A 20024-nucleotide genomic window follows, 5' to 3' on the forward strand; every position below is an offset into this window, starting at 1 on the left:
CGAAACCAGTGGTGCGCCGCACGCGCGCGGAACAGCGGGCGGCGACCTTGAAACTGATCCTGGATACGAGCGAGGATTTGTTCTCCCAGCTCGGCTATTTCGGGGTGACGATCAAGGATGTCGCGGACAGGATGGGCATCCATCCCGCGCTGATTCACTATTATTTCGACGGCAAACAGGCGCTGTTCGACGCCGTCTGGGAACGCCGCGTGCAATATGCTGTCACCACCCGGTCGGCGGCATTGGACGCGTACGAGGCGGCGACGGGGGACAGCCCGACCGTCGAAGGCGCCTTGCGGGCCTTCTATGATGGCGCGTTCGACATCTACATCAATGGCGGCGATGGCTGGCGCAATTTCGGCCGCATCTTCGCCCAGGTCAACAATGCGCCCGGCTATGGCGCGGAGAAGATGGACACCTATTTCGACCCGCCGGTGCGCCGCCTGGTCGGCATCCTGAAAAAGGCCCTGCCCGAGGCGCCGCTGGACGATCTCTACTGGTGCTTCCAGTTCACCTCGGGCGCCTACACGCTGATCCTGTCGCGCACGGGCCGTATCGACCGGCTGTCGGACAATCTCTGCTCCTCGGATGATTACGAGGCGGCGCGCGAACGGTTCGTCACCTTCATGGCCGGCGGTTTCGAAGCGCTTTACAAGCGCCGGCAGCCGTAACCGGAAGGACAAGCCGCCCCGACCCATCGGCACGGGGCGGCCTGTCCGCTCTACTTCATCCCCAGCCGGGCATCGCGCAGGGCGGCGCGGCGCACCTTTCCCGCCTCGTCCCGCAGCGGTTCGCCGGTGAATTCAACGCTTTTCGGCAGCTTGTAGCGGGCCAGCCGTTCGGCGACGAAATCCAGGATTTCCCGCTCGTCCAGGTCCATCCCGGCCAGCGGCTGCACGATGGCATGGACCCGTGCGCCCCATTCCTCATCGGGAAGCCCGATCACCGCACTGGTGCGCACGGCGGGATGCGCGTCGATCGCCGCCTCCACCTCCGCCGGATAGATGTTCGCCCCGCCGGAGATGATCAGGTCGTTGCGCCGGTCGGAAAGGTAGAGATAGCCTTCCGCATCCACGCTGCCCAGATCGCCCGTCGCCTCCCATTCGCCCATGCGCTTGGCGGCACTTCCCAGGTAATGATAGGTGGACCCGGCACCGCCCTGGGGGCGGAAATACACCTCCCCCACCTCTCCCGTGGGACGCGGCTGCCCGTCGGCATCCAGGATCGCCAGTTGATAGCCGTCGCGGACCCGGCCGACCGACCCGCGATGGGCCAGCCAGTCGGTGCCGGAGATCATGGTCGATCCGATCGCCTCCGTCGTGCCGTAATATTCATGTACCCGCTCACTCCCCAGCCAGTCGATCCATGCCTCCTTCAACCAGGGTGCGCAGGGAGCGGCCATATGCAGCATCATGCGCAGGCTGGGCAGGGTGAAGCGCGACAATGTCTCCGGCCCCAGATGCCAGATACGGTGCATCATCGTCGGCACCAGCGTCACCCAGTTCACCTGATGCGCCTCGATCAGTTGCAGGCTGCGCAGTGCATCGAACCTGCCCATCTCGACAATGGTATTGCCGACGCACAAGCCCATGAAGATGCAGTGGAACGGGGCATTGTGATAGAGGGGGCCCGGATTGAGCATCACGTCGCCCGGCCGCTGGCCCAGGAACCCTTCCTCTGGGTTCCATCTGGCCGGCATGGCATCCACGATCACCTTCGGCCGTCCCGTCGAACCGCCGCTGGTGATCGCCTTCCAGTGCGGTGAGACGGCTTCGGGCAGCGGATCGGCGGAATATTGATCCAGGCCGCCCGCATCGGCGGCCAGCGCCTTGATGCCGGGCCCCGGCGGATTGCCGATGAAGATCCGGGGGCGGACGATGTCCAGGATCGCCTCCATCTCCGGACGCGGCAGCTTGGCGGCCACGATGTTGGGGATGGCCCCCAGCTTCCAGATGGCGAACACAGTCTCGTAGAAGGCCAGGCCATTAGGCAGTGCCACCGTCACGAAATCGCCATGCCCCACCCCCTGTGCCGCCAGCATTCGTGCCCGACGGTTGGTGCGCACATCCAATTCTTCGAAGGACACCGAACAATCATCCAGGATCAACGCCATCCGCGACGGTGATCGGCGCGCATGATGGGTGAGGATGGATGAGAATGCGACCGTATCGTTCGCCATTGCGACAGCTCCTGACTGGAAATCCTCCCCGCGGCGCCTGCTTTCTTGGTTCGTGCGACTGGGCCGGCGGACATCGAATGTCATTTCATTAACTTAGTGATAAATGAATGAAAAGCGAAATCGTCAGGAGAGACAGGCACGGCTGCGCGCGCAGCCGGCCGGAAGGGGCAGGACGGTCAGGGAAGAGCATGGGTGGCGAGGGCTTTTCAGTGCTCGAAGAAGAGCTTCAGCACGGCGCAGAACTGTTCCAGCAGGGGGCTGGGCCGCATGTTCCGACGCAGCTTGTAGCCGATGGAGCGGTGGCCCGCCCCGTCCAGCGTCAGCACCTTGAAATCGCGGCTCCCCTCGCTGATCTGCACCGAGGAGACAATTGTTACGAACCCGGAATGACGCACCAGGCTCTCCAGCACCGGCAGGGAATTGGCCAGGATGCAGTTCTGCGGCCAGGGGATGCCGCTGGTCATGAACAGTGCCTCGACATGCCGGCGATAGGTGCTGCCCGGCCGGGGCAGTACCCATTTCGCATCGGCCAGTTCCGCCAATGTCACCTTCTCCTTATGGAAGAAGGCGCTGTCCGGGCCGACGGCCACGGCGAACGGGTCCTGGACCAGCACATGTTCCAGCACGTCGGGCGGGCTGCGGAACATCTCCGCCACCGGGCCGACAATGATGTCGATGGTGCCAGACCGCAGCATCGGCACCAGCATATCATCCAGCCCGTCCACGATCTCGATATCCACCGGCCCGGCATTGGCCAGCAATTCCCGCAGCGCGGCCGGCACCAGGGTGGCCAACACGCTGGGCGTGGCGCCGATGCGCAAGGGGCCGGCAACACCGGCCGACCGGCGCTTCACCTCCGTCTCCGCATCAGACAGAAGCGACAGCACACCTTCGGCGCGGCGCACCAGGATCTCACCATAAGGCGTCAGGGTCGATCCGCGCCGTGTGCGTTCCAGCACCCGCACGCCCAGCCGCTGTTCCAGGAGCGCGATGGAATTTGACAAGGCCGGCTGGGAAATCCCCTTCTCCTCCGCCGCGCGGGTGAAGGAACCGTACTTGGCGATGGCCAGCAGATTGGCGATCTGGCTTGCTTCAACAGCCATAACTTAAACCTATGACAAAGCCGATTATCATTATTTGACAGGGGGTACTAAACGGTGTCAACGGTGAACCATGAAGCTGGCGAAGTCCGGCAGTGGAGGAAAGAATGTCCGATCGTGCAATCAACGTGGCCCGCGAGTTGGGCGAGATGGGGCTGGCCTCCTTCCATGTCCGCTTTGCCCTGCTGATGGGCGCCATCCTGTTCATCGACGGCTACGACCTGTTCAATGCCGCCTATGTGGCCCCCTATGTGAAGGCGCAATGGGCGTTGAGCCCGTTCCAGATCGGGTTGATGCTGTCCATCGGCATCGCGGGGCTGGCGTCGGGTGCGCTTTTGCAGGGGCCGCTGGCCGACCGGCTGGGCCGGCGCCGCGTGCTGCTGGGCGCCGTGACCGGTCTGGGACTGGCCAGTCTGGCGCTGTGGCTGTGGGCACCGACATTCGCCATTTTCTGCGTGCTGCGCGGGTTGCTGGGCATCTGCCTGGGCATGATCTCGCCGCTGGCCTTCGTCTATATCAATGAATGGGCGCCGCAGCGCTGCGCCAACCGCTATGCCACCCTGGCTTTCGTCCTTCCCTTCTCCCTGGGTGGGATCGCGGCGGGGCTGGGTGGCATTGCGATCGCACCGCATTTCGGCTGGCACGGGCTGTATGCCATCGGCGCCCTGGCCCTGCCGGCCGCCTTGGTCGGGTACAAGCTGCTGCCGGAATCCGTACGGTTCCTGGTGGCCAAGGGCAGGCATGCGGAGGTCGCCGCCATCCTGTCGCGCGCCCGGCCGGAACGGGCCGCCGCCTATGCCGACGCCACGCAGTTCCTGTCGGGGGAGGCCGCAACCGGCCGCATCGGGGTCGGTGCCCTGCTCGGCCCCCGCTATCGCGGCGTCACGCTTTCCATCTGGGTGGCGGGTGCCTTCAGCCTGTTCTGCATCCATGGCCTGTCCGGCTGGCTGCCCAGCATCATCCTGGAACAGGGGGCGGCGGTGGAAATGGCCTTCGCCTATGGTTCCCTGCTGATGACCATGCAGATCGTCGGCGGCGGCATCGGCGGCTGGCTGGCCGACCGGCATGGGCAGGTCAACAGCATGGCCGCCGGCTTCCTGGGCGGGGCGGCCACCTTGCTTCTGCTGATCCCGGCCATCGGCACGGATTTCGCTTGGGTCGTGGTGGCGATGGTCGGGGCCTGCGTCTTCGGTGCCCAGGCGGTGATGAACAATTTCATCGCCATGAGCTATGAGACCGGGCTGCGCAGCACCGCCGTGGGCATCGCCGTCGGCGTCAACCGCATCGGCGGCGTCATGGGCCCGCTGATCATCGGCATGGCGCAGCAGGCATCCGGCGCCCTGTGGGTCACCCTGTCGCTGCTGGCCCTGGCGCAGTTCGGGGCCGCCGCCATCTTCCTGGCCCGGCGCCATGCGCTGCGCCCCGCCCTGGCCGCTTGATCCCTGAAAAAGGTTTCGATCTTCATGAAGAAACATTTGTCCGCCAGCGTCGCCGCCATCCTGGCCCTGGCCGCCGCCGCCCATGCCGGCAATCCGGCCCAGCCCGCCCTTGGATACCGCACGACGCCGGTGATCCAGGCCGATGGCAAGGGTTTCAAGGATTTGAACCGCAATGGCAGGCTGGACCGGTATGAGGATTGGCGCCTGTCCCCGGCGGACCGCGCCGCCGACCTGACGGGGCGGATGAGTTTGGCGGAGAAGGCAGGGCTGCTGATGCATGGCAATCCGCCCGGCCTGAACGGTGGATTGCGCAATCCCTGGGACCTGGCAGCCATCGCCCCGCAGATCCGTGACCGGCATATCCGTTTCTATATCAACCGCGTTTCCGTCACCCCGCGTGAGATGGCCGCCATGGCCAATGGTGCGCAGAAGCTGGCGGAGGAGACGCGGCTGGGCATTCCGCTGGTCATCAGTTCCGACCCGCGCAACCATTTCCAGGCCACGTTCGGGCTCAGCGTCAGCGCCGGCAAATCCACGCAATGGCCGGAGCCGCCGGGCATGGCGGCGGCCGGCGATCCGGAACTGGTACGGGAGTTCGGGCGCATCGCGGCGCGCGAGTATCGGGCGATGGGCATGAGCATGGCGCTGTCGCCCATGGCCGATCTGGCCAGCGAACCGCGCTGGCCGCGCATCAACGGTACCTTCGGCGACGACCCGGCCAAGGTGGAAACCTTCGTCCAGGCCTATGTCGAGGGGTTCCAGGGTGCCAAAGACGGGCTGGCGCCGGGTGGCGTGGCCACGGTGGTCAAGCATTGGGCCGGCTATGGCGCGCAGCCGGAAGGCTATGACGCGCACAATCCCTATGGCCGCGACATCGCCTTTCCCGGCGGCTGGTTCGACAAGCATGTCGCCCCGTTCAAGGGTGCGTTCCGGGCGGGCACCACGGGCGTCATGCCGACCTATGGCCTGCTGCCGGACAGCGTCACCATCAATGGCCGCCCGGCGGAAAAGGTCGCCGCCGGGTTCAGCCGCCAGATGCTGACCGAATTGCTGCGCGATACGTACAGGTTCGACGGGTTCGTCCTGACCGACTGGAAGATCACAGACGATTGCCTGACGCCCTGCCTGCAAGGCACCTTGAAGCATGACGAGGTCGGCATGCCCTGGGGCGTGGAGAACCTGTCCAAGCCGGAACGGTTCGCCAAGGCGCTGGAGGCAGGGGTGGACCAGTTCGGCGGCGTCATGGACCCGGATATCCTGGTCAAGCTGGTGGAAAGCAGTCGCATCACGCCGGAGCGTATCGACCTGTCGGTGCGCCGCATGCTGGTGGTGATGTTCCAGCTGGGGCTGTTCGAGAACCCGTATGTCGATGCCGACGCAGCCGAACGCATCGTCGGTGCGCCGGCCGACCGCGAAAAGGCGCTGGAAGCTCAGCGCCGGTCGCTGGTGCTGCTGGAAGCCGCCAGCGGCGCCCTGCCCCTGGACCCGGTGAAAAAGCCGCGCGCCTGGCTGTGGAAGATGGATGCCGACGTCGCCAGGGCCCGTGGCTTCACCATCGTCGACAGCCCGGAACAGGCGGATGTGGCGCTGCTGCGCATCGTCACGCCCTTCACCACACGGCCGGCCTATTTCTTCGGGTCCCGCCATCATGAGGGATCGCTGGCCTTCGCGCCCGACAATCAAGACCGGCTGGCCGTGGAACGGGCGGCGGCGGCCGGGGTGCCGGTGATGGTCAGCACCTATCTGGACCGGCCGGCCATCCTGGGCCCGATCAAGGACAAGGCCGCCGTTCTGATCGGCGATTTCGGCGCGTCCGACGAGGCTTTGTTGGACCTGCTGACCGGCAAGGCGAAATTCACGGGCAAGCTGCCGTTCGAGCTGCCATCATCGATGGAAGCGGTGGAGAAGCAGTTGCCCGACGTGTCGGCCGATAGTGACAAGCCGCTCTATGCGTCGGGTTTCGGGCGGAAGAATTAAAATAGATCGATATCGAAACAAAGCAGAAGGGGCGGTTTTCACCGCCCCGTTTTCATTACGCCTCTTCAACGATCTCATTGCGAAGCAGGCCGACGCCGGAGATATCCACCTCCACCACGTCACCTGGCTTCATCCAAAGCGGCGGTTCGCGCTTGGCCCCCACCCCGCCCGGCGTGCCGGTCAGGATCACGTCGCCCGGCGACAAGGGCGTGAAGGCGGACAGGTAGGCGACGATCACCGGCAGCGGGAAGATCAGGTCGGCCAGGGGCGCCTGCTGCACCACCTCCCCGTTCAGGCGCGTCGTCACCGTGACGGCGGGCAAGTCGGTGATCTCGTCCGGCGTCACCAGCCAGGGGCCGAGGCCGCCCGTGCCGGGGAAGTTCTTTCCGGGGGTGAATTGCTGGGTATGCCATTGCCAGTCGCGCACGGAAGCATCATTGGCGCAGGTGAAGCCGGCGATGTGGGCCATGGCATCATCTTCGGCGATATGGCGCCCGCCCTTGCCGATGATGATGGCCAGCTCGCCCTCGAAATCCAGGCTGGTGGACACGCGCGGGCGGATGATCGGGCCGCCATGCGGGGTCAGCGTGTCGGCGAAGCGGGTGAAGATCGACGGATGGCCCACCTTGGCGCGACCCGTCTCCTGCCGGTGCTTCTCGTAATTATGGCCGACGCAGAAGATCTTGCCGGGATTGGGCAGGGTCGGCAGCAGGGTGACGGATGAGAAATCCAGGGACGGGGCGTCACGCCCGGCCAGATCGGCCAGCAGCCCCTTGGCGATGGCAGCTTTCAGGTCGGGTGCGTCGGCACCGGCCACGGCACCCAGATCCAGTACAAGCTGGTCGCGGACCAGGCCATAACTGTCCCGGCCCTGATGACGGAAGCTGATCAGTTTCATGTCAGATGGTTTCCAGTGAGGGGGAAAGGGTCACGCCGCCAGCGGGCGATAGCGGAAATTGCGTTCGGCTGCGGCCAAGGCGGCCACGTCCTTGTCGGAGATGCCCCACTGGTCGATGCGGTTCTTCGGCCAGGTCCAGTCCTCGGGTGCTCCGACATGGTAATCGTCGGGTACGATCTCCACGGCGGTGGAAAATTCGACCACGGCACCGAACGGGGCGACGAAATAGGCAAAGGCATTGTCGCCCGGCCCGTGACGGCCCGGCCCCCAGGCCGGCACCAGGCCGCTGTCACGCAGCCGGCCGATGCCGCGCATGACGGCATCCAGGTCATCCATCTCGAACGCGATATGGTTCAGCGAGCTATGCCCCGCCCGTGCAAAGGCCACCGAATGGTGGGAATTGTTGCAGCGGACGAAGACCATGCCCTTGGTGCGATCCGACACGCGAAAGCCCAGCACCTGTTCAGCGGCGGAAGCCGTCGCCTCGGCATCTTTGGCGTTCATCACCACATGGGTCAGCTTGACCGGCAGGTCGCGACCCTCGATCGGTGCGGCGTCGGCCACACCGTGCAGGAGGCGGAACACCTCCCCTTCCGGCAGTTGCACCAGGATGCCCTGCCCGCCGCCGGGATCGGTCGAAACCGTATCCTGTACCGGCCAGCCGGCGGCACGGGCGCGGGTGGCGATACCGGCGATATTGGCTTCATCGCTGACGAAGGTGGTGCAGCGGATGGAGGGGCCGTCGGCTTCCGTCAAGGCCACCAGATAAGGGAAAGGACCGGAGCCGCGCAGATAGCGCGTGCCATCGGCGCCCGTTTCGGCCGGGGCCAGGCCCCAGATGTTGATCAGGAAATCGGCCGCCGCTGCGGCGCCCGACAGGTTCAGTTCGATGCTGCGCAGACGCATTTCATCCTCCTTCAAGCTGGCGGCAGGCCGGGGTCGGCCGTCAATCCTGCGGCTTTCACCCCAGCGACGGCACAGGCCTCATCGGCATCGCCCGTGTCACCGCTGATGCCGACGGCGCCGATCACGGTGCCTGCCGCATCGCGGATCAGCACGCCGCCCGGCGACGGCGCCATGGCCCCGCCGCTGATGGCGAACAGGGCGTTGTAGAAGGTGGGGGCGGCATTGGCCCGGCGCGCCAGTTCCCGGCTGCCATAACCCATGCCGAGCGATCCGGTGGCCTTGGCGATGGCGATCTGCGGGCGCATCAGGCTGGCGCCATCCTCCCGCTTCAGGGCTACCAGATGCGCGCCGGCATCCAGAACGGCGACGCAGAGCGGAGCGAAGCCCTGGCGGCGAGCCTCGGCCAAGGCTTCGTCAACGATGGTGCCGGCGGCGGCAAGGGTCAGGCTGGACATGCGATCCTCTCCGGTTGCAGGTGAAGTTTGGCGGTCAGTTCATCGGCCAGGGCGGCCAGGGCCGCATCATCGGCGGCAATGCCGAACAGATAGGCATCCGGCCGCAGCAGGATGGACGCACCGGCACCCAACCCATGCCGATCGAACCAGGCGGCCAGCATGCCCGTATCATCCAACAGGTCGCAGCCGATGTTCAGGGTTTTCACGCCCAGGGCCGACGGGAACGTGGCATTGGCGGCATCGGCACCGCGCAGCAGCACCCAGCCGCCGCCAGTCACATCATCCAGCAAGCGGCGCCGGCCTTGTGCATCCGTCACCATCGGCTGGATGAAGCGCTGCCCGCCGCCGGCACCGACCACACCGGCCCGATAGGGCGGGATCAGGTCGGCGGCGGTCGCCCCCGGCTGTGCCGCCCGGCGCCGCATCTCGGTGTCACGCTCAGCCGCCTTCTCCGGATCCAGTTCACAGATATAGCGGCCGGCGGCCACGGCGGCGCCGATCACGGCGCGCACATGCGGGTCGCGTTCCGGCTGATAGGTTTCCAGCAATGCCGGTGCGGCCAGGCCCTTCAGCACCAGATCCAGCTTCCAGGCCAGGTTGGCCACGTCGCGCAGGCCATGGCACATGCCCTGACCGAAGAAGGGCGGGGTCTGGTGCGCGGCGTCACCGGCCAGAAACACCCTGCCCGCCTGCCATTCGAACGCCACCAGCCCATGGAACCGATAGGTGGCCGCCCGCACCAGCCGGTGCGGCGCGCCATCGACCCAGGGGCCGATCAATCCTGCCACCTGTGCCGGTCCCATCATCTCCCGGTCATCCTCACCGGGCAGCAGCATGAATTCCCAGCGGCGATGGTTGCCGCGCCCCGGCACGATGGTGGCCGGGCGCCTGGGATCGCACAGCATCACCGACAGGCGCTGCAGGTCGGCCTCCCCCGGCACGCCGGTGAAGGGCGGGAAGCGGATGGGTCCATCCACCTCCGCATCCACCACCAGCCAGGGTTCCTCGAAATCCAGATCGTCCAGCCACAGATCCAGGGCCTTGCGCACGCTGCTGCGCGCACCATCGCAGGCGATGACGTAGCGGGCCTGTGCCGTCCCGCCCTCTGCCAGGCGCAGGGTGACATGGTCATCCTGCTGCACCAGCCCGACCAGTTCGGCGCCCAGGCGCAGATCGACACGCGGATAGGCTGCCAGCGCGTCGCGCAGGTTGGCTTCCAGTTCCGGCTGATAGAAGAAGTAATCGTTGGCCCAGCCGAAGGGCCGGGCCCGGCCGGCGGTGCCCAGATAGCGGATGGCGCCGCCATCGGCACCGATATGCAAATGCCCGTCGGTTTCGCGCATCAAAGGCAGCAGCCGGTCGATCAGGCCGATGCCCTGGAAGATACGCATCATCTCATGGTCGATATGGACGGCGCGCGGCAGGGGATGGGGGTCCGGCTCGCGCTCCAGCACCAGGACCGACAGTCCGGCCCGGCCCAGCAGGTTGGCAGCCGTGGCGCCAACGGGACCGCAGCCGACAATGGCGACATCATGGATCATGGCGGCCTTGTTTATCCGTCAGGAAAAGAGCGACCGGCATCCACTCCGCAGGGGCAGGTGCCGGCCCAATGGGGGATCAGAACTTCACGCGCAACGTGCCGCCCATGTAGCGGGACGCCTCCTTGGAGGTGAAGTAGAGGATGTTGCCGGGATTGGCGGCGTTGGTCAGGATGTTGTCGCGCTGCATGCCCACGGCGAAGTTCTTGTCCGTCAGGTTGCGGACATAGAGCGTCAGCTGATAACGGTCATCCTGCGACAGCACGCCGAAGGACAGATCGACGGTGCTGTAGCCGCCCTGGGTCAGACCGCCATCCTGCTCCAGCGAGAAGGTGACGGCACTCTGGCTGTTGAACCCGACCTGGGCGAAACCGTTCCAGTCGGCCGCGATCTCATCCTCGTACCGGACATTGATATTGCCGCGCCAGCGTGGTGCGTTGGGCAGGTCGCCGCCGCGCACATTCTGGACGGTGCCATTGCCCAGGCGGAAGCAGCTATTGGTCGGCTCCGTCGCACCGGTGGCCAGGGTGACGGGCGTGGCCTGGGCCGGCAGGGCGCAGGCGATGCGGTCGGCATCGAACTTGGCATCCAGGAAGGTGACGCCGCCATTGATGCTGAGTGCCGACGAAGCCCGCGCCTGGAATTCGATCTCCGCCCCCTTGGACACGGAGCTGCCGGCATTGGTCGGCACCGAGACGTTGGGGGCGATGGTCGACTGGACCTGGAGGTCCTGATACTTGGCATAGAACAGGGCGCTGTTCAGGATCAGGCGGCCATCCAGCGCCTGCTGCTTCCAGCCCAGTTCATAGGAATTCACCGTCTCCGGCCGCACCGGCGTCTGGCCGGCGAAATTCGCGGTCAGTTCAACGTCATAGCCCTGGCCCTTATAGCCGCGCGACCAGGTGAAATAGGTCTGGGCATCACGGTCGATCTCGTATTTCAGACCGGCCTTGCCCGACAGGTCATTGTCCGACACCTTGCCCGACCCGGTGGAGGCGGCGAACAGCAGCCGGTCGCCGGCATAGGGTGCGGTACCGGTGCGCGTACCGCTGTAGGACACGGTCTCCCGCTGCAACCGGAAGCCGGCGAAGGCGGACAGCGCGTCGGTCAAATCATATTCGACCTGGCCGAAGGCGGCGTAATTGTCCGTCTTGGTATTGGCGACATGGTTGGCCGACGAGAAGAAGGAGGTGGCGCAGGGCTGGCCGAACGCCGTGCCCGGCGTCACGCAGCCGCCGACGCGGCGGGTGAAGGCGCGGTCCAGGTCCAGGTTGAAATAGAACAGGCCCAACGTATAGGTCAGCGGCCCGGTATCGGCCGAGGCCAGGCGCAGTTCCTGGGTGAACTGGTCGATATCGGCGGTACCGCCATTGACCCCGAAATAGCCGTTGCCGAAGGGCAGATAGAGCGGCGTGGCGGAATTGAACCCGTCCACATCGACATTGTTTTCCAACTTCCAGTTACGCAATGCGGTGACCGACGTGATCGTATGGTCACCCAGGTCCAGGTTCGCCTCAATCGAGCCGCCGGCCTGTTCGGAGTTGGAGAAGGTGCGCGTATCCCCGCTGCTGACGCTGCGATTGTCGGAGGACGCGATGACGGGTGCGCGCACGCCGGCCAGAATGGTGTTGGTGGTCAGATAGGGGATGGGCTGGCAGCAATCGCTGTCACTGTCGCGCAGGTCGGCGGTGAACAGAATGTTCAGGTCATCCGTGGCCTGCCATTCCACCTTGCCGCGCACACCGACATCGCGGCCGCCATAGACATGCTCGCCACGGCCGTGATCATACACATAGCCGCGATTATCGGTGTAATAGCCGGTCAGGCGGGCGCCCACCGTCTCGGCTAACGGGCCGGAAACCGACGCGCGGGCCCGGTACTCGCCCTGTTCGGCGATGCCGACCTCGGCCACACCCTCGAAGTCACGCGAGGGGCGCTTGGTGACGATGTTGATGACGCCGGCGGTGGCGTTCTTGCCGAACAGCGTACCTTGAGGGCCGCGCAGCACCTCCACCCGCTCCACATCGATCAGGTCCTGGAAGCCCTGGCCCTGGCGGGACATGACGACGCCGTCCACCACGAAGGACACGGCCGATTCCAGTCCGGCATTGAACAGGGCCGTGCCGACACCGCGGATGCGGACATTGTTGTTCAGGTCGCTGGTCGACTGGGTATAGGTCAGCGATGGCACCAGGGCGGCGACGCCGGCCGTGCTGTTGACCTGGGACTGGGCCAGGGCATCGGCGGACAGCGCCGACACGGCCAGCGGCACGTCCTGCAGGCGCTCGCTGCGCTTCTGCGCCGTCACCACGATCTCTTCCAGGACGAAGCTTTCCTCGGCCTGCTGGGCATGGGCCGGCAGGGTCGCGGCAACCAGGATGGTGGTGGCCAGCAGATAGCACCGGCGGCGGGGCTTGAGCGTCATTCTTGGTTCTCCCTTCACGACATTGCCGGCGCGGCGATGGGCCGGGCCGGAAACTGTTTTGACAAGGAAGTGCCGTTCGCCAGCATCAATGTCCAATGATGAAAAGTGCCAAGGTACAAAACTTTACTTATGGCTGAACCCATTCGGCGGCATCCGCCCACGCATCATGATTAATATTCACACACGTGATAGTGAATGTTGACAGGCTGTCCCCCTTGCCCCATCCTCCCCTGGCACGCTGGCGATAACGACCGGCGGCCAATAGGGAGAACGCGTCACATGAGGGCCAAGCTGCTCGCGTCCGCTTGCGCGGTCGCGCTGACCATTATTTCGACCCAGGCGATGGCGCAGGACGCGCCGGCCAACCGCAAGACCGCCGCATCGGAAGATGTGCTGCAGGAAATCATCGTCACCGCCACCCGCCGCGCCCAGAATATCAGCGAGGTGCCGCTGTCCATCACCGCCTTCTCGCAGGAAGACCTGAACATCAAGGGTGTGGTCGGGTATGAGGGGCTGGCGCGCGAAACGCCGGGTGTGGTGCTGAACAGGCCCAGCGCCAATTTCAACAATTTCACCGCGCGCGGCATCGCCACCAACGGCTATGGCGCCAACCTGCAAAGCACGGTGGCCGTCTATATCGACGAACTGCCCATCTCCACCATCGGCAACACCACCGTGCTGGACCCGACCCTGTTCGATGTGGAACGGGTGGAGTTCCTGCGCGGACCGCAGGGCACGCTGTTCGGTTCCGGTTCCCTGTCGGGTGCCATGCGCATCCTGACCAAGAGCCCGGATCTCAGGAAGTTCGATGCCGCCGGACAGGTTGATTTCGGCCTGACCGGGTCCGACAGCCTGCGCCAGCGTTATAATGTCATGCTGAACACGCCGCTGGTAGAGGATGAGCTGGCCCTGCGCGTGGTCGGCTTCTACCGGCATGAGGAAGGCTATCTCGACAATGTCGGCACCGGCACCCACAATTCCAACACGCTGGAAAGCTGGGGCGGGCGCACCATCCTGCAATGGAAGCCATCGGAAGACCTGTCCGTGCGCTTCCTGGCGTCGCGCGAGGAAAGCAATCCGCGCGACAGCTCGCTGACCAGCCCGTCGCTGGGTGATCAGAAGCGCATTTCCGACCGGCCCGACCTCTATTCCGGTGTGCTCACCTCCTATAACGCCACGCTGGAATACCAGTTCGATGGCGCCAAGCTGACCAGTTCGACGACATATTCCACGTTCGACCAGAAATTCTGGGTGGATTTGGCCGGCACCTTCGGCCACGCCATCGCCTTCGGCCTGGATGCCAACGGCTATCAGGACACGTTCGTGGAAGAGGTGCGGCTGGCATCCGATCCCGGCGGCGACTGGGACTGGACCATCGGCGGCTTCTATCTGGATCGCCGGCATGACGTGGATTACTTCTACCGCTCGTCCCCCGCCTTCCTGGCGGCGCGCGGCATCACCGGCCTGCCGGACGAATATTACCAGCGCCAGTATGTGCACACGATCTCCCATGAACTGGCGGGATTCGGTGAGCTGACCTACCACGTCAATGAGAAATTCTGGCTGACCGGCGGTCTGCGCTATGGAAAGCTGGACGCGCAGGGCTTCACCGAGGGCGGGTATAATTCCGCCTATCTGACCTATGCCCTGACCGGGCAGTCGGGGCCGCTGGCCATGGTGCCCATTCCCGCCGCCACGGGCGTGAAGGCAAAGGGGTCCAAGCCCTCCTACAAACTCAGTGCGTCCTACCGGGCCAGCGAGGCCATCACCACCTATGCCAGCGTCTCCACCGGGTTCCGCGCACCCGTGGTCAATGCCTATGCCGGGCGGCCCAGCGTGGTGAATGCCAACGACCTGATCATCCCCTATGGCGCAAGTTCCGACGATCTGACCAATTACGAACTGGGGCTGAAAGGCCGCTGGCTGAACGGCAAGCTGACGGCGCATCTGGCCGCCTATTACATCGACTGGAAGAATATCCAGGTCCAGGCCAACCGCACGTCGGATAGTGTGCAGTTCGCCACCAATATCGGTGCCGCCCGCAGCAAGGGTATCGAGTTCGAAATCGCCGCCGTGCCGGCCACCGGCCTGACCATCGGGCTGAACGGGTCGCTGAACGATGCCAAGGTGACGAAGCTGACCGCAGCTGAGGCCGCGATCTCCGGCGCGGTCAAGGGTGCGCGGCTGTCATCGCCGCATTTCCAGGGGTCGGTCTTCGTCCAGTACTGGGCCAATCTGGCGCCGGAGTTGGACGGGTTCGCCACCGCCAACTGGCAGCATGTCGGCTCCTTCCCGTCCTCCTTCCCCAATGTGCCGGGCGCGCCGACGCGGGTCAGCCCGACCTATGGGCATACCGACAGCTATTCCAACGTCAATGCCAGCTTCGGGGTGACCAAGGGGAACTGGACAGCCACGGCCTATGTGGAGAACCTGTTCGACGATCAGTCGATCACCTACATCCACCCGGAGGCTTTCCTGGCCAGCCGCTTCGGCACGATGCGGCCGCGCACCGCGGGCATCCGTATCGGCTATGAGTATTAAACGATGACGGATGCCACCCCCACCCTGAACAGTCCGGCGGCGCCAAAGCCGCCGGACGGGCGCGCCTGGTACGTGCTGGGCGCACTCTGCTTCGTCTATGTGCTGAACTTCCTGGACCGGCAGCTGCTGTCGATCCTGGCCAAGCCCATCCAGGACGATCTGGGCGTCACCGACGGGCAGCTTGGTTTGATCAGCGGGCTCTATTTCGCGCTGTTCTATTGCACCATCTCCATCCCCGTGGCCTGGCTGGCCGACCGGGCCAACCGGGTGAAGGTGCTGTCCATTGCGTGTGCGCTGTGGAGTGCGGCCACCGTGGCCTGCGGCATGGCATCGACATATCCGCAGCTGGTGATGGCCCGCATGGCGGTGGGGGTGGGAGAGGCCGGCGGGGTGCCGCCATCCTATGCGATCATCACCGACTATTTCGCGCCGGGGCGGCGCGGCACGGCGCTGGGCCTGTTCAATCTGGGACCGCCCCTGGGCCAGGCGCTGGGGGTGGCCTTCGGCGCCTCCATCGCCGCCGCCTATAGCTGGCGCAGCGCCTTCGTCGTGCTGGGCGTGGTGGGTGTCGTGGCCGCCGTCATCGTCTGGCTGACGATCAAGGAGCCCAAGCGTGGCGGGCTGGACCTGCCGGCACCGGACGCGGCGCCGGCGGCGGTGGAGGCCAAGGCGGGGTTCGGTGAAACCGTCCTGATGTTCTTCCGCCGCAAGGATCTGCTGCTGCTGTCGCTGGCCTGTGGGGCCACACAGTTCGTCACCTATGCGGTGATGAATTTCACCGTGCTGTTCCTGATGCGGGAAAAGGGCATGGCACTGGGTGAGGTGGCGCTTTATTACGCGCTGCTGATCGGTATCGGGGTCAGCCTGGGCATGTATGCCTCGGGCCGGCTGATCGACCGGTTCGGTGCCAGGTCCAAGCGGGCCTATGCCGTGATCCCGGCCGTGGGTCTGGTCTGTGCGATGCCGTTCTTTGCCGGCTTCGTCTGGGCGCCGGGCTGGGAACTGGCGCTGCTGTTCCTGATCGGCCCGACCTTCTTCAATTATTTCTACCTGTCGCCGGCCGTCGCCCTGGTGCAGGAGGCGGTGCGGCCCAATCAGCGGGTGATGTCGGGCGCCCTGCTGCTGCTGGTGATGAACCTGATCGGCCTGGGCTTCGGCCCGACATATCTGGGGCTGGCCAGTGATTATTTCCGGGCCACCAATCCCGACAATTCCCTGCAACTCGCCTTCTACACCCTGATCCCCTTCTACCTGATCGCCATCGCCCTGTTCATGGTGCTGGCACGGGTGCTGAAGAATGGAGGCCGCTGATGCGTCTATCCCTTCGCCTGGGCGCCTCTTTGGCCGCCACGTTCCTGTCCTTCGCCGCCTTGGCCCAGGGCAATCCCACGGTGCAGGCGCCGGCCGGTGCACTGGCCGGCCGCGTCAACGGTGATCTGACGATCTTCAAGGGCATCCCCTATGCGCAGCCGCCAGTGGGGGAGCGGCGCTGGAAGGCGCCGGAACCGCTGCCCGCCTGGACCGGCGTGCGTGATGCCGGGGAATTCGGCCGCGCCTGCGTTCAGCCGCGCCCACGTGCTGGCAGCATCTATGCCAATCCACCCCGGGAGATGGGGGAAGATTGCCTGTCCCTGAATATCTGGGCGCCCAAGGAGGCCAAGAACGCCCCCGTCCTGGTCTGGATCCACGGCGGATCGCTGACCGCCGGGTACAGCCATGAGGAAGCCTATGATGGCGCCGCCCTGGCCCGCCAGGGGCTGGTCGTGGTGTCCATCAATTACCGGCTGGGCATCCTGGGCTATCTGGCGCATCCGGGTTTGGGTGCGGAGAATCCCGACGGGATTTCCGGCAATTACGGATTGCTCGACCAGATCGCCGCCTTGCGTTGGGTTCGCGACAATATCGGTGCCTTCGGCGGCGATGCCGGCAATGTCACCGTAGCGGGAGAGTCGGCCGGCGCCCTGTCAGTCATGTATCTGATGGCCTCTCCCCAGGCCAAGGGTCTGTTCGCCAAGGCCATCGCCCAGAGCGCCTACATGATCTCCACGCCGGAGCTGAAACAGCCCCGCAATGGGGAATTCGCGGCGGAGGCGATCGGCACCTATGTCGCCGACAAGGTCGGGGCGGCGGATGTGGCGGCCTTGCGCGCCATGGACCCGGAAACCCTGACGGCGGAAGCGGTGAAGGCCCTGTACATCCCCTTCGGCACCGTCGATGGCAAGGTGCTGCCGGCCCAGCTGGTGAAGATTTTCGACAAGGGACAGCAGGCGCCCGTACCCATCCTGACCGGTTTCAACAGCGGTGAGATCCGGTCGCTGCGCTTCCTGATCGGTGCAGCCCCCGCCGATGCCAAGGCCTATGAGGCGGTGATCCGCGAGCGCTATGGCGATCTGGCCGACCTGTTCCTGCGGCTCTATCCGTCGGGCAATGTCGAGGAAAGCATGCTGGCCACGACGCGCGACGCGCTGTACGGCTGGACGTCGGAACGGCTGGCACGCAACCAGGCCGCACTGGGGCAGCCCTCCTATCTCTACATCTTCGACCATGGCTATCCGGCAGCCGATGAGAAGGGGTTGCACGCTTTCCACGCGGCGGAAATCCCCTACGTGTTCGGCACGGCCGACCGCACCCCGCCCTTCTGGCCCAAGGTGCCGGACAATCCGGCCGAACGCCGCCTGTCGGCCGCGATGACCTCCTATTGGGCCAGCTTCGCGCGTGACGCCAAGCCGGTGGCGGATGGACAGCCCGCTTGGCCCGTCTTCGGCAAGGATGAGGGCTATATGGCCTTTGCCGGCACGCCCCAGCCGGGGGTGCGGATGCGGCCGGGCATGTTCGCCCTGCACGAAACCGCCGTGTGCCGACGCCGGGCGGCGGGAACCATGCCGTGGAACTGGAATACCGGGGTCGCATCGCCCGTGCTGCCGCCCAAGGGGAATGTCTGCTGATGCTGGATGGAACCATGCAGGATTTTCCCCTGACGCTGGACCAGTTCCTGCGCCATGCCGCGAAATGGCACGCCCATGCCGAACTGGTGACGGCGCATGAGGGTGGGGAACCGGACCGTATCGGCTATGCCGCCCTGATGGATCGCAGCCTGGCCGTCTCCGCCATCCTGAGCGACCTTGGCGTGCGGCAGGGCGAAAGGGTCGCCACCCTGGCCTGGAACAGCCAGGGCCATGTGGAGGCCTGGTACGCCATCATGGGGATGGGGGCGGTCTGCCACACCCTGAACCCGCGCTTGACGGCCGAACAGCTGGCGGCGATGCTGGACCAGTCGCAGGCCCGCATCCTGGTGGTCAGCGCCGATCTGGTGCCGCTGGCAAGGCAGGTCGCGGCCCTGTCGCCCGGCATCGCCCGCGTGCTGGTCATCGACGGACCGGCACCGGGTGACTGGCATCTCGCCACCGCGCTGGAGGGGCTGATCGCGGGGGCATCCCGCGACGTGCCGTGGGGCGGGTTTGCCGAGACGGCACCGTCGGGCCTCTGCTTCACCTCGGGCACCACCGGTGCACCCAAGGGTGTGACCTATACCCATCGTTCCAGCTACCTGCACACGCTCAAGCTGTTGCAAACGGATGTCATGGCCCTGTCGGGCCGCGACAGCGTGCTGGTCGCCGTGCCGATGTTCCATGCCAATGCCTGGGGCCTGCCCTTTGCCGTGCCGGCGGTGGGCGGGCGGCTGGTGCTGCCGGGGCGGCAAACGGACGGGGCCAACCTGGCCCGCCTGATCGCATCGGCCGGCGTGACGGTGGGGGTGGGCGTGCCCACCGTCTGGCTGGGGCTGGTGGAACATCTGGAAGCGACGGGCGGGGAATTACCCAGCCTGAAGCGGATCATCGTCGGCGGCTCCCCCCTGCCCCCGGCGCTCATGGAGCGGATCGAACAGCGGCTGGGCGTCATCGTGCAGACCAGCTGGGGCATGACGGAACTGTCGCCGTCCGGCACCGTCGCACCCGCCGGCGACCCCGTCCGCGATGCCGGCCTGTCGGGGCGGCCGTCGGTGGGGGTGGATTTGCTGCTGACCGATGCGGACGGCGTCGCCCTGCCCGACCAGCGCGGGACAGAGGGGCATCTGCGGGTACGCGGCGCGGCCGTCATCGACCGGTATTTCGGGCAGGAAAAGCCTGCCACCGATGCGGCCGGCTGGTTTCCCACGGGCGATCTGGCCCGCATCGATGCCACCGGCAACCTGATGATCACCGGCCGGGCCAAGGACCTGATCAAATCCGGCGGCGAATGGATCAACCCGGCGGAGATCGAGGCGCTGGTGGGGGCCCTGCCGGAGGTGTCGCTGGTCGCCGTCATCGGCCGGACCCACCCGAAATGGGGCGAACGCCCCATCCTGCTGGTGGAGACATGCGATGCGATCGATGATGCCGGCCTGCTGGCCCCGCTGAAAGGCAGGGTGGCACCCTGGTGGATGCCGGATGCGATCATCCGGCTGGACGCGATGCCGCTGGCCGCCACCGGCAAGATCGACAAAATCCGCTTGCGGATTCAACATGGTGGCGGTTGAAATGGGATATGGTGACACGGTGCGGCCGGTCAGGAATGGAAAGACGAATT

14 protein-coding genes are annotated in these 20024 nt (G+C 65.7%); 7 read left to right on the forward strand and 7 right to left on the reverse strand.

Annotated features, from left to right (window positions below):
• The first annotated feature begins 11 nt into the window (after positions 1 to 11).
• Entirely contained in the window at positions 12 to 671 is a 660-nt protein-coding gene (locus tag ACM9HJ_RS05435) for a TetR/AcrR family transcriptional regulator (protein WP_416570682.1), read from the forward strand.
• Between the two features lie 50 nt (positions 672 to 721).
• Here the strand turns inward: ACM9HJ_RS05435 and ACM9HJ_RS05440 are convergent, their stop codons facing one another.
• Together ACM9HJ_RS05440 and ACM9HJ_RS05445 are read right to left on the reverse strand one after the other, a co-directional pair.
• Positions 722 to 2179 (reverse strand): AMP-binding protein, encoded by a 1458-nt coding sequence (locus tag ACM9HJ_RS05440; RefSeq protein ID WP_416570683.1) that lies wholly within the window; start codon positions 2177 to 2179, stop codon positions 722 to 724.
• Positions 2180 to 2385: 206 nt separating this feature from the next.
• Positions 2386 to 3282, reverse strand: a complete 897-nt coding sequence (locus ACM9HJ_RS05445; RefSeq protein WP_416570684.1) for a LysR family transcriptional regulator — start codon at positions 3280 to 3282, stop codon at positions 2386 to 2388.
• Positions 3283 to 3386: 104 nt separating this feature from the next.
• On the opposite strand from ACM9HJ_RS05445, the gene ACM9HJ_RS05450 reads away from it, so the two are divergent.
• Both ACM9HJ_RS05450 and ACM9HJ_RS05455 read left to right on the forward strand, forming a co-directional pair.
• Complete coding sequence (locus tag ACM9HJ_RS05450; RefSeq protein ID WP_416570685.1) at positions 3387 to 4718, forward strand: MFS transporter; 1332 nt, start codon at positions 3387 to 3389, stop codon at positions 4716 to 4718.
• 24 nt (positions 4719 to 4742) lie between these two features.
• Positions 4743 to 6695, forward strand: a complete 1953-nt coding sequence (locus tag ACM9HJ_RS05455) for a glycoside hydrolase family 3 protein (RefSeq protein WP_416570686.1) — start codon at positions 4743 to 4745, stop codon at positions 6693 to 6695.
• A gap of 55 nt (positions 6696 to 6750) precedes the next feature.
• Here the strand turns inward: ACM9HJ_RS05455 and ACM9HJ_RS05460 are convergent, their stop codons facing one another.
• From ACM9HJ_RS05460 to ACM9HJ_RS05480, 5 genes are all read right to left on the reverse strand, one after another.
• Positions 6751 to 7593: a fumarylacetoacetate hydrolase family protein gene (locus ACM9HJ_RS05460; protein WP_416570687.1), complete on the reverse strand. Its 843-nt coding sequence runs from the start codon at positions 7591 to 7593 to the stop codon at positions 6751 to 6753.
• Positions 7594 to 7623: 30 nt separating this feature from the next.
• Positions 7624 to 8499, reverse strand: coding sequence for a VOC family protein (locus tag ACM9HJ_RS05465; RefSeq protein WP_416570688.1), 876 nt, complete (start codon positions 8497 to 8499; stop codon positions 7624 to 7626).
• Between the two features lie 11 nt (positions 8500 to 8510).
• Entirely contained in the window at positions 8511 to 8954 is a 444-nt protein-coding gene (locus ACM9HJ_RS05470; protein ID WP_416570689.1) for a GlcG/HbpS family heme-binding protein, read from the reverse strand.
• Positions 8942 to 10495, reverse strand: a complete 1554-nt coding sequence (locus tag ACM9HJ_RS05475) for a bifunctional 3-(3-hydroxy-phenyl)propionate/3-hydroxycinnamic acid hydroxylase (RefSeq protein ID WP_416570690.1) — start codon at positions 10493 to 10495, stop codon at positions 8942 to 8944. Before ACM9HJ_RS05475 ends, ACM9HJ_RS05470 begins: the two co-directional genes overlap by 13 nt.
• Positions 10496 to 10571: 76 nt before the next feature.
• The gene (locus ACM9HJ_RS05480; protein WP_416570691.1) at positions 10572 to 12917 is read right to left on the reverse strand and encodes a TonB-dependent receptor; all 2346 of its coding nucleotides are present in this window, start codon (positions 12915 to 12917) and stop codon (positions 10572 to 10574) included.
• Between the two features lie 279 nt (positions 12918 to 13196).
• Here ACM9HJ_RS05480 and ACM9HJ_RS05485 point away from each other — a divergent pair, with 279 nt between their 5' ends.
• Genes ACM9HJ_RS05485 through ACM9HJ_RS05500 form a run of 4 tightly spaced genes read left to right on the forward strand, consistent with a single transcriptional unit; the run spans position 13197 to position 19974 of the window.
• Complete coding sequence (locus ACM9HJ_RS05485) at positions 13197 to 15458, forward strand: TonB-dependent receptor (RefSeq protein ID WP_416570692.1); 2262 nt, start codon at positions 13197 to 13199, stop codon at positions 15456 to 15458.
• A gap of 3 nt (positions 15459 to 15461) precedes the next feature.
• Positions 15462 to 16769 carry a spinster family MFS transporter gene (locus ACM9HJ_RS05490; protein ID WP_416570693.1) on the forward strand — a complete coding sequence of 436 codons (1308 nt, stop codon included), beginning with the start codon at positions 15462 to 15464 and terminating at the stop codon, positions 16767 to 16769.
• The gene (locus ACM9HJ_RS05495) at positions 16769 to 18403 is read left to right on the forward strand and encodes a carboxylesterase/lipase family protein (RefSeq protein ID WP_416570694.1); all 1635 of its coding nucleotides are present in this window, start codon (positions 16769 to 16771) and stop codon (positions 18401 to 18403) included. Before ACM9HJ_RS05490 ends, ACM9HJ_RS05495 begins: the two co-directional genes overlap by 1 nt.
• A 14-nt stretch (positions 18404 to 18417) precedes the next feature.
• Entirely contained in the window at positions 18418 to 19974 is a 1557-nt protein-coding gene (locus tag ACM9HJ_RS05500) for an AMP-binding protein (RefSeq protein ID WP_416570695.1), read from the forward strand.
• Positions 19975 to 20024 lie beyond the last annotated feature (50 nt).

Source organism: Niveispirillum sp. KHB5.9, from assembly GCF_048066115.1.
Taxonomy (GTDB): domain Bacteria; phylum Pseudomonadota; class Alphaproteobacteria; order Azospirillales; family Azospirillaceae; genus Niveispirillum.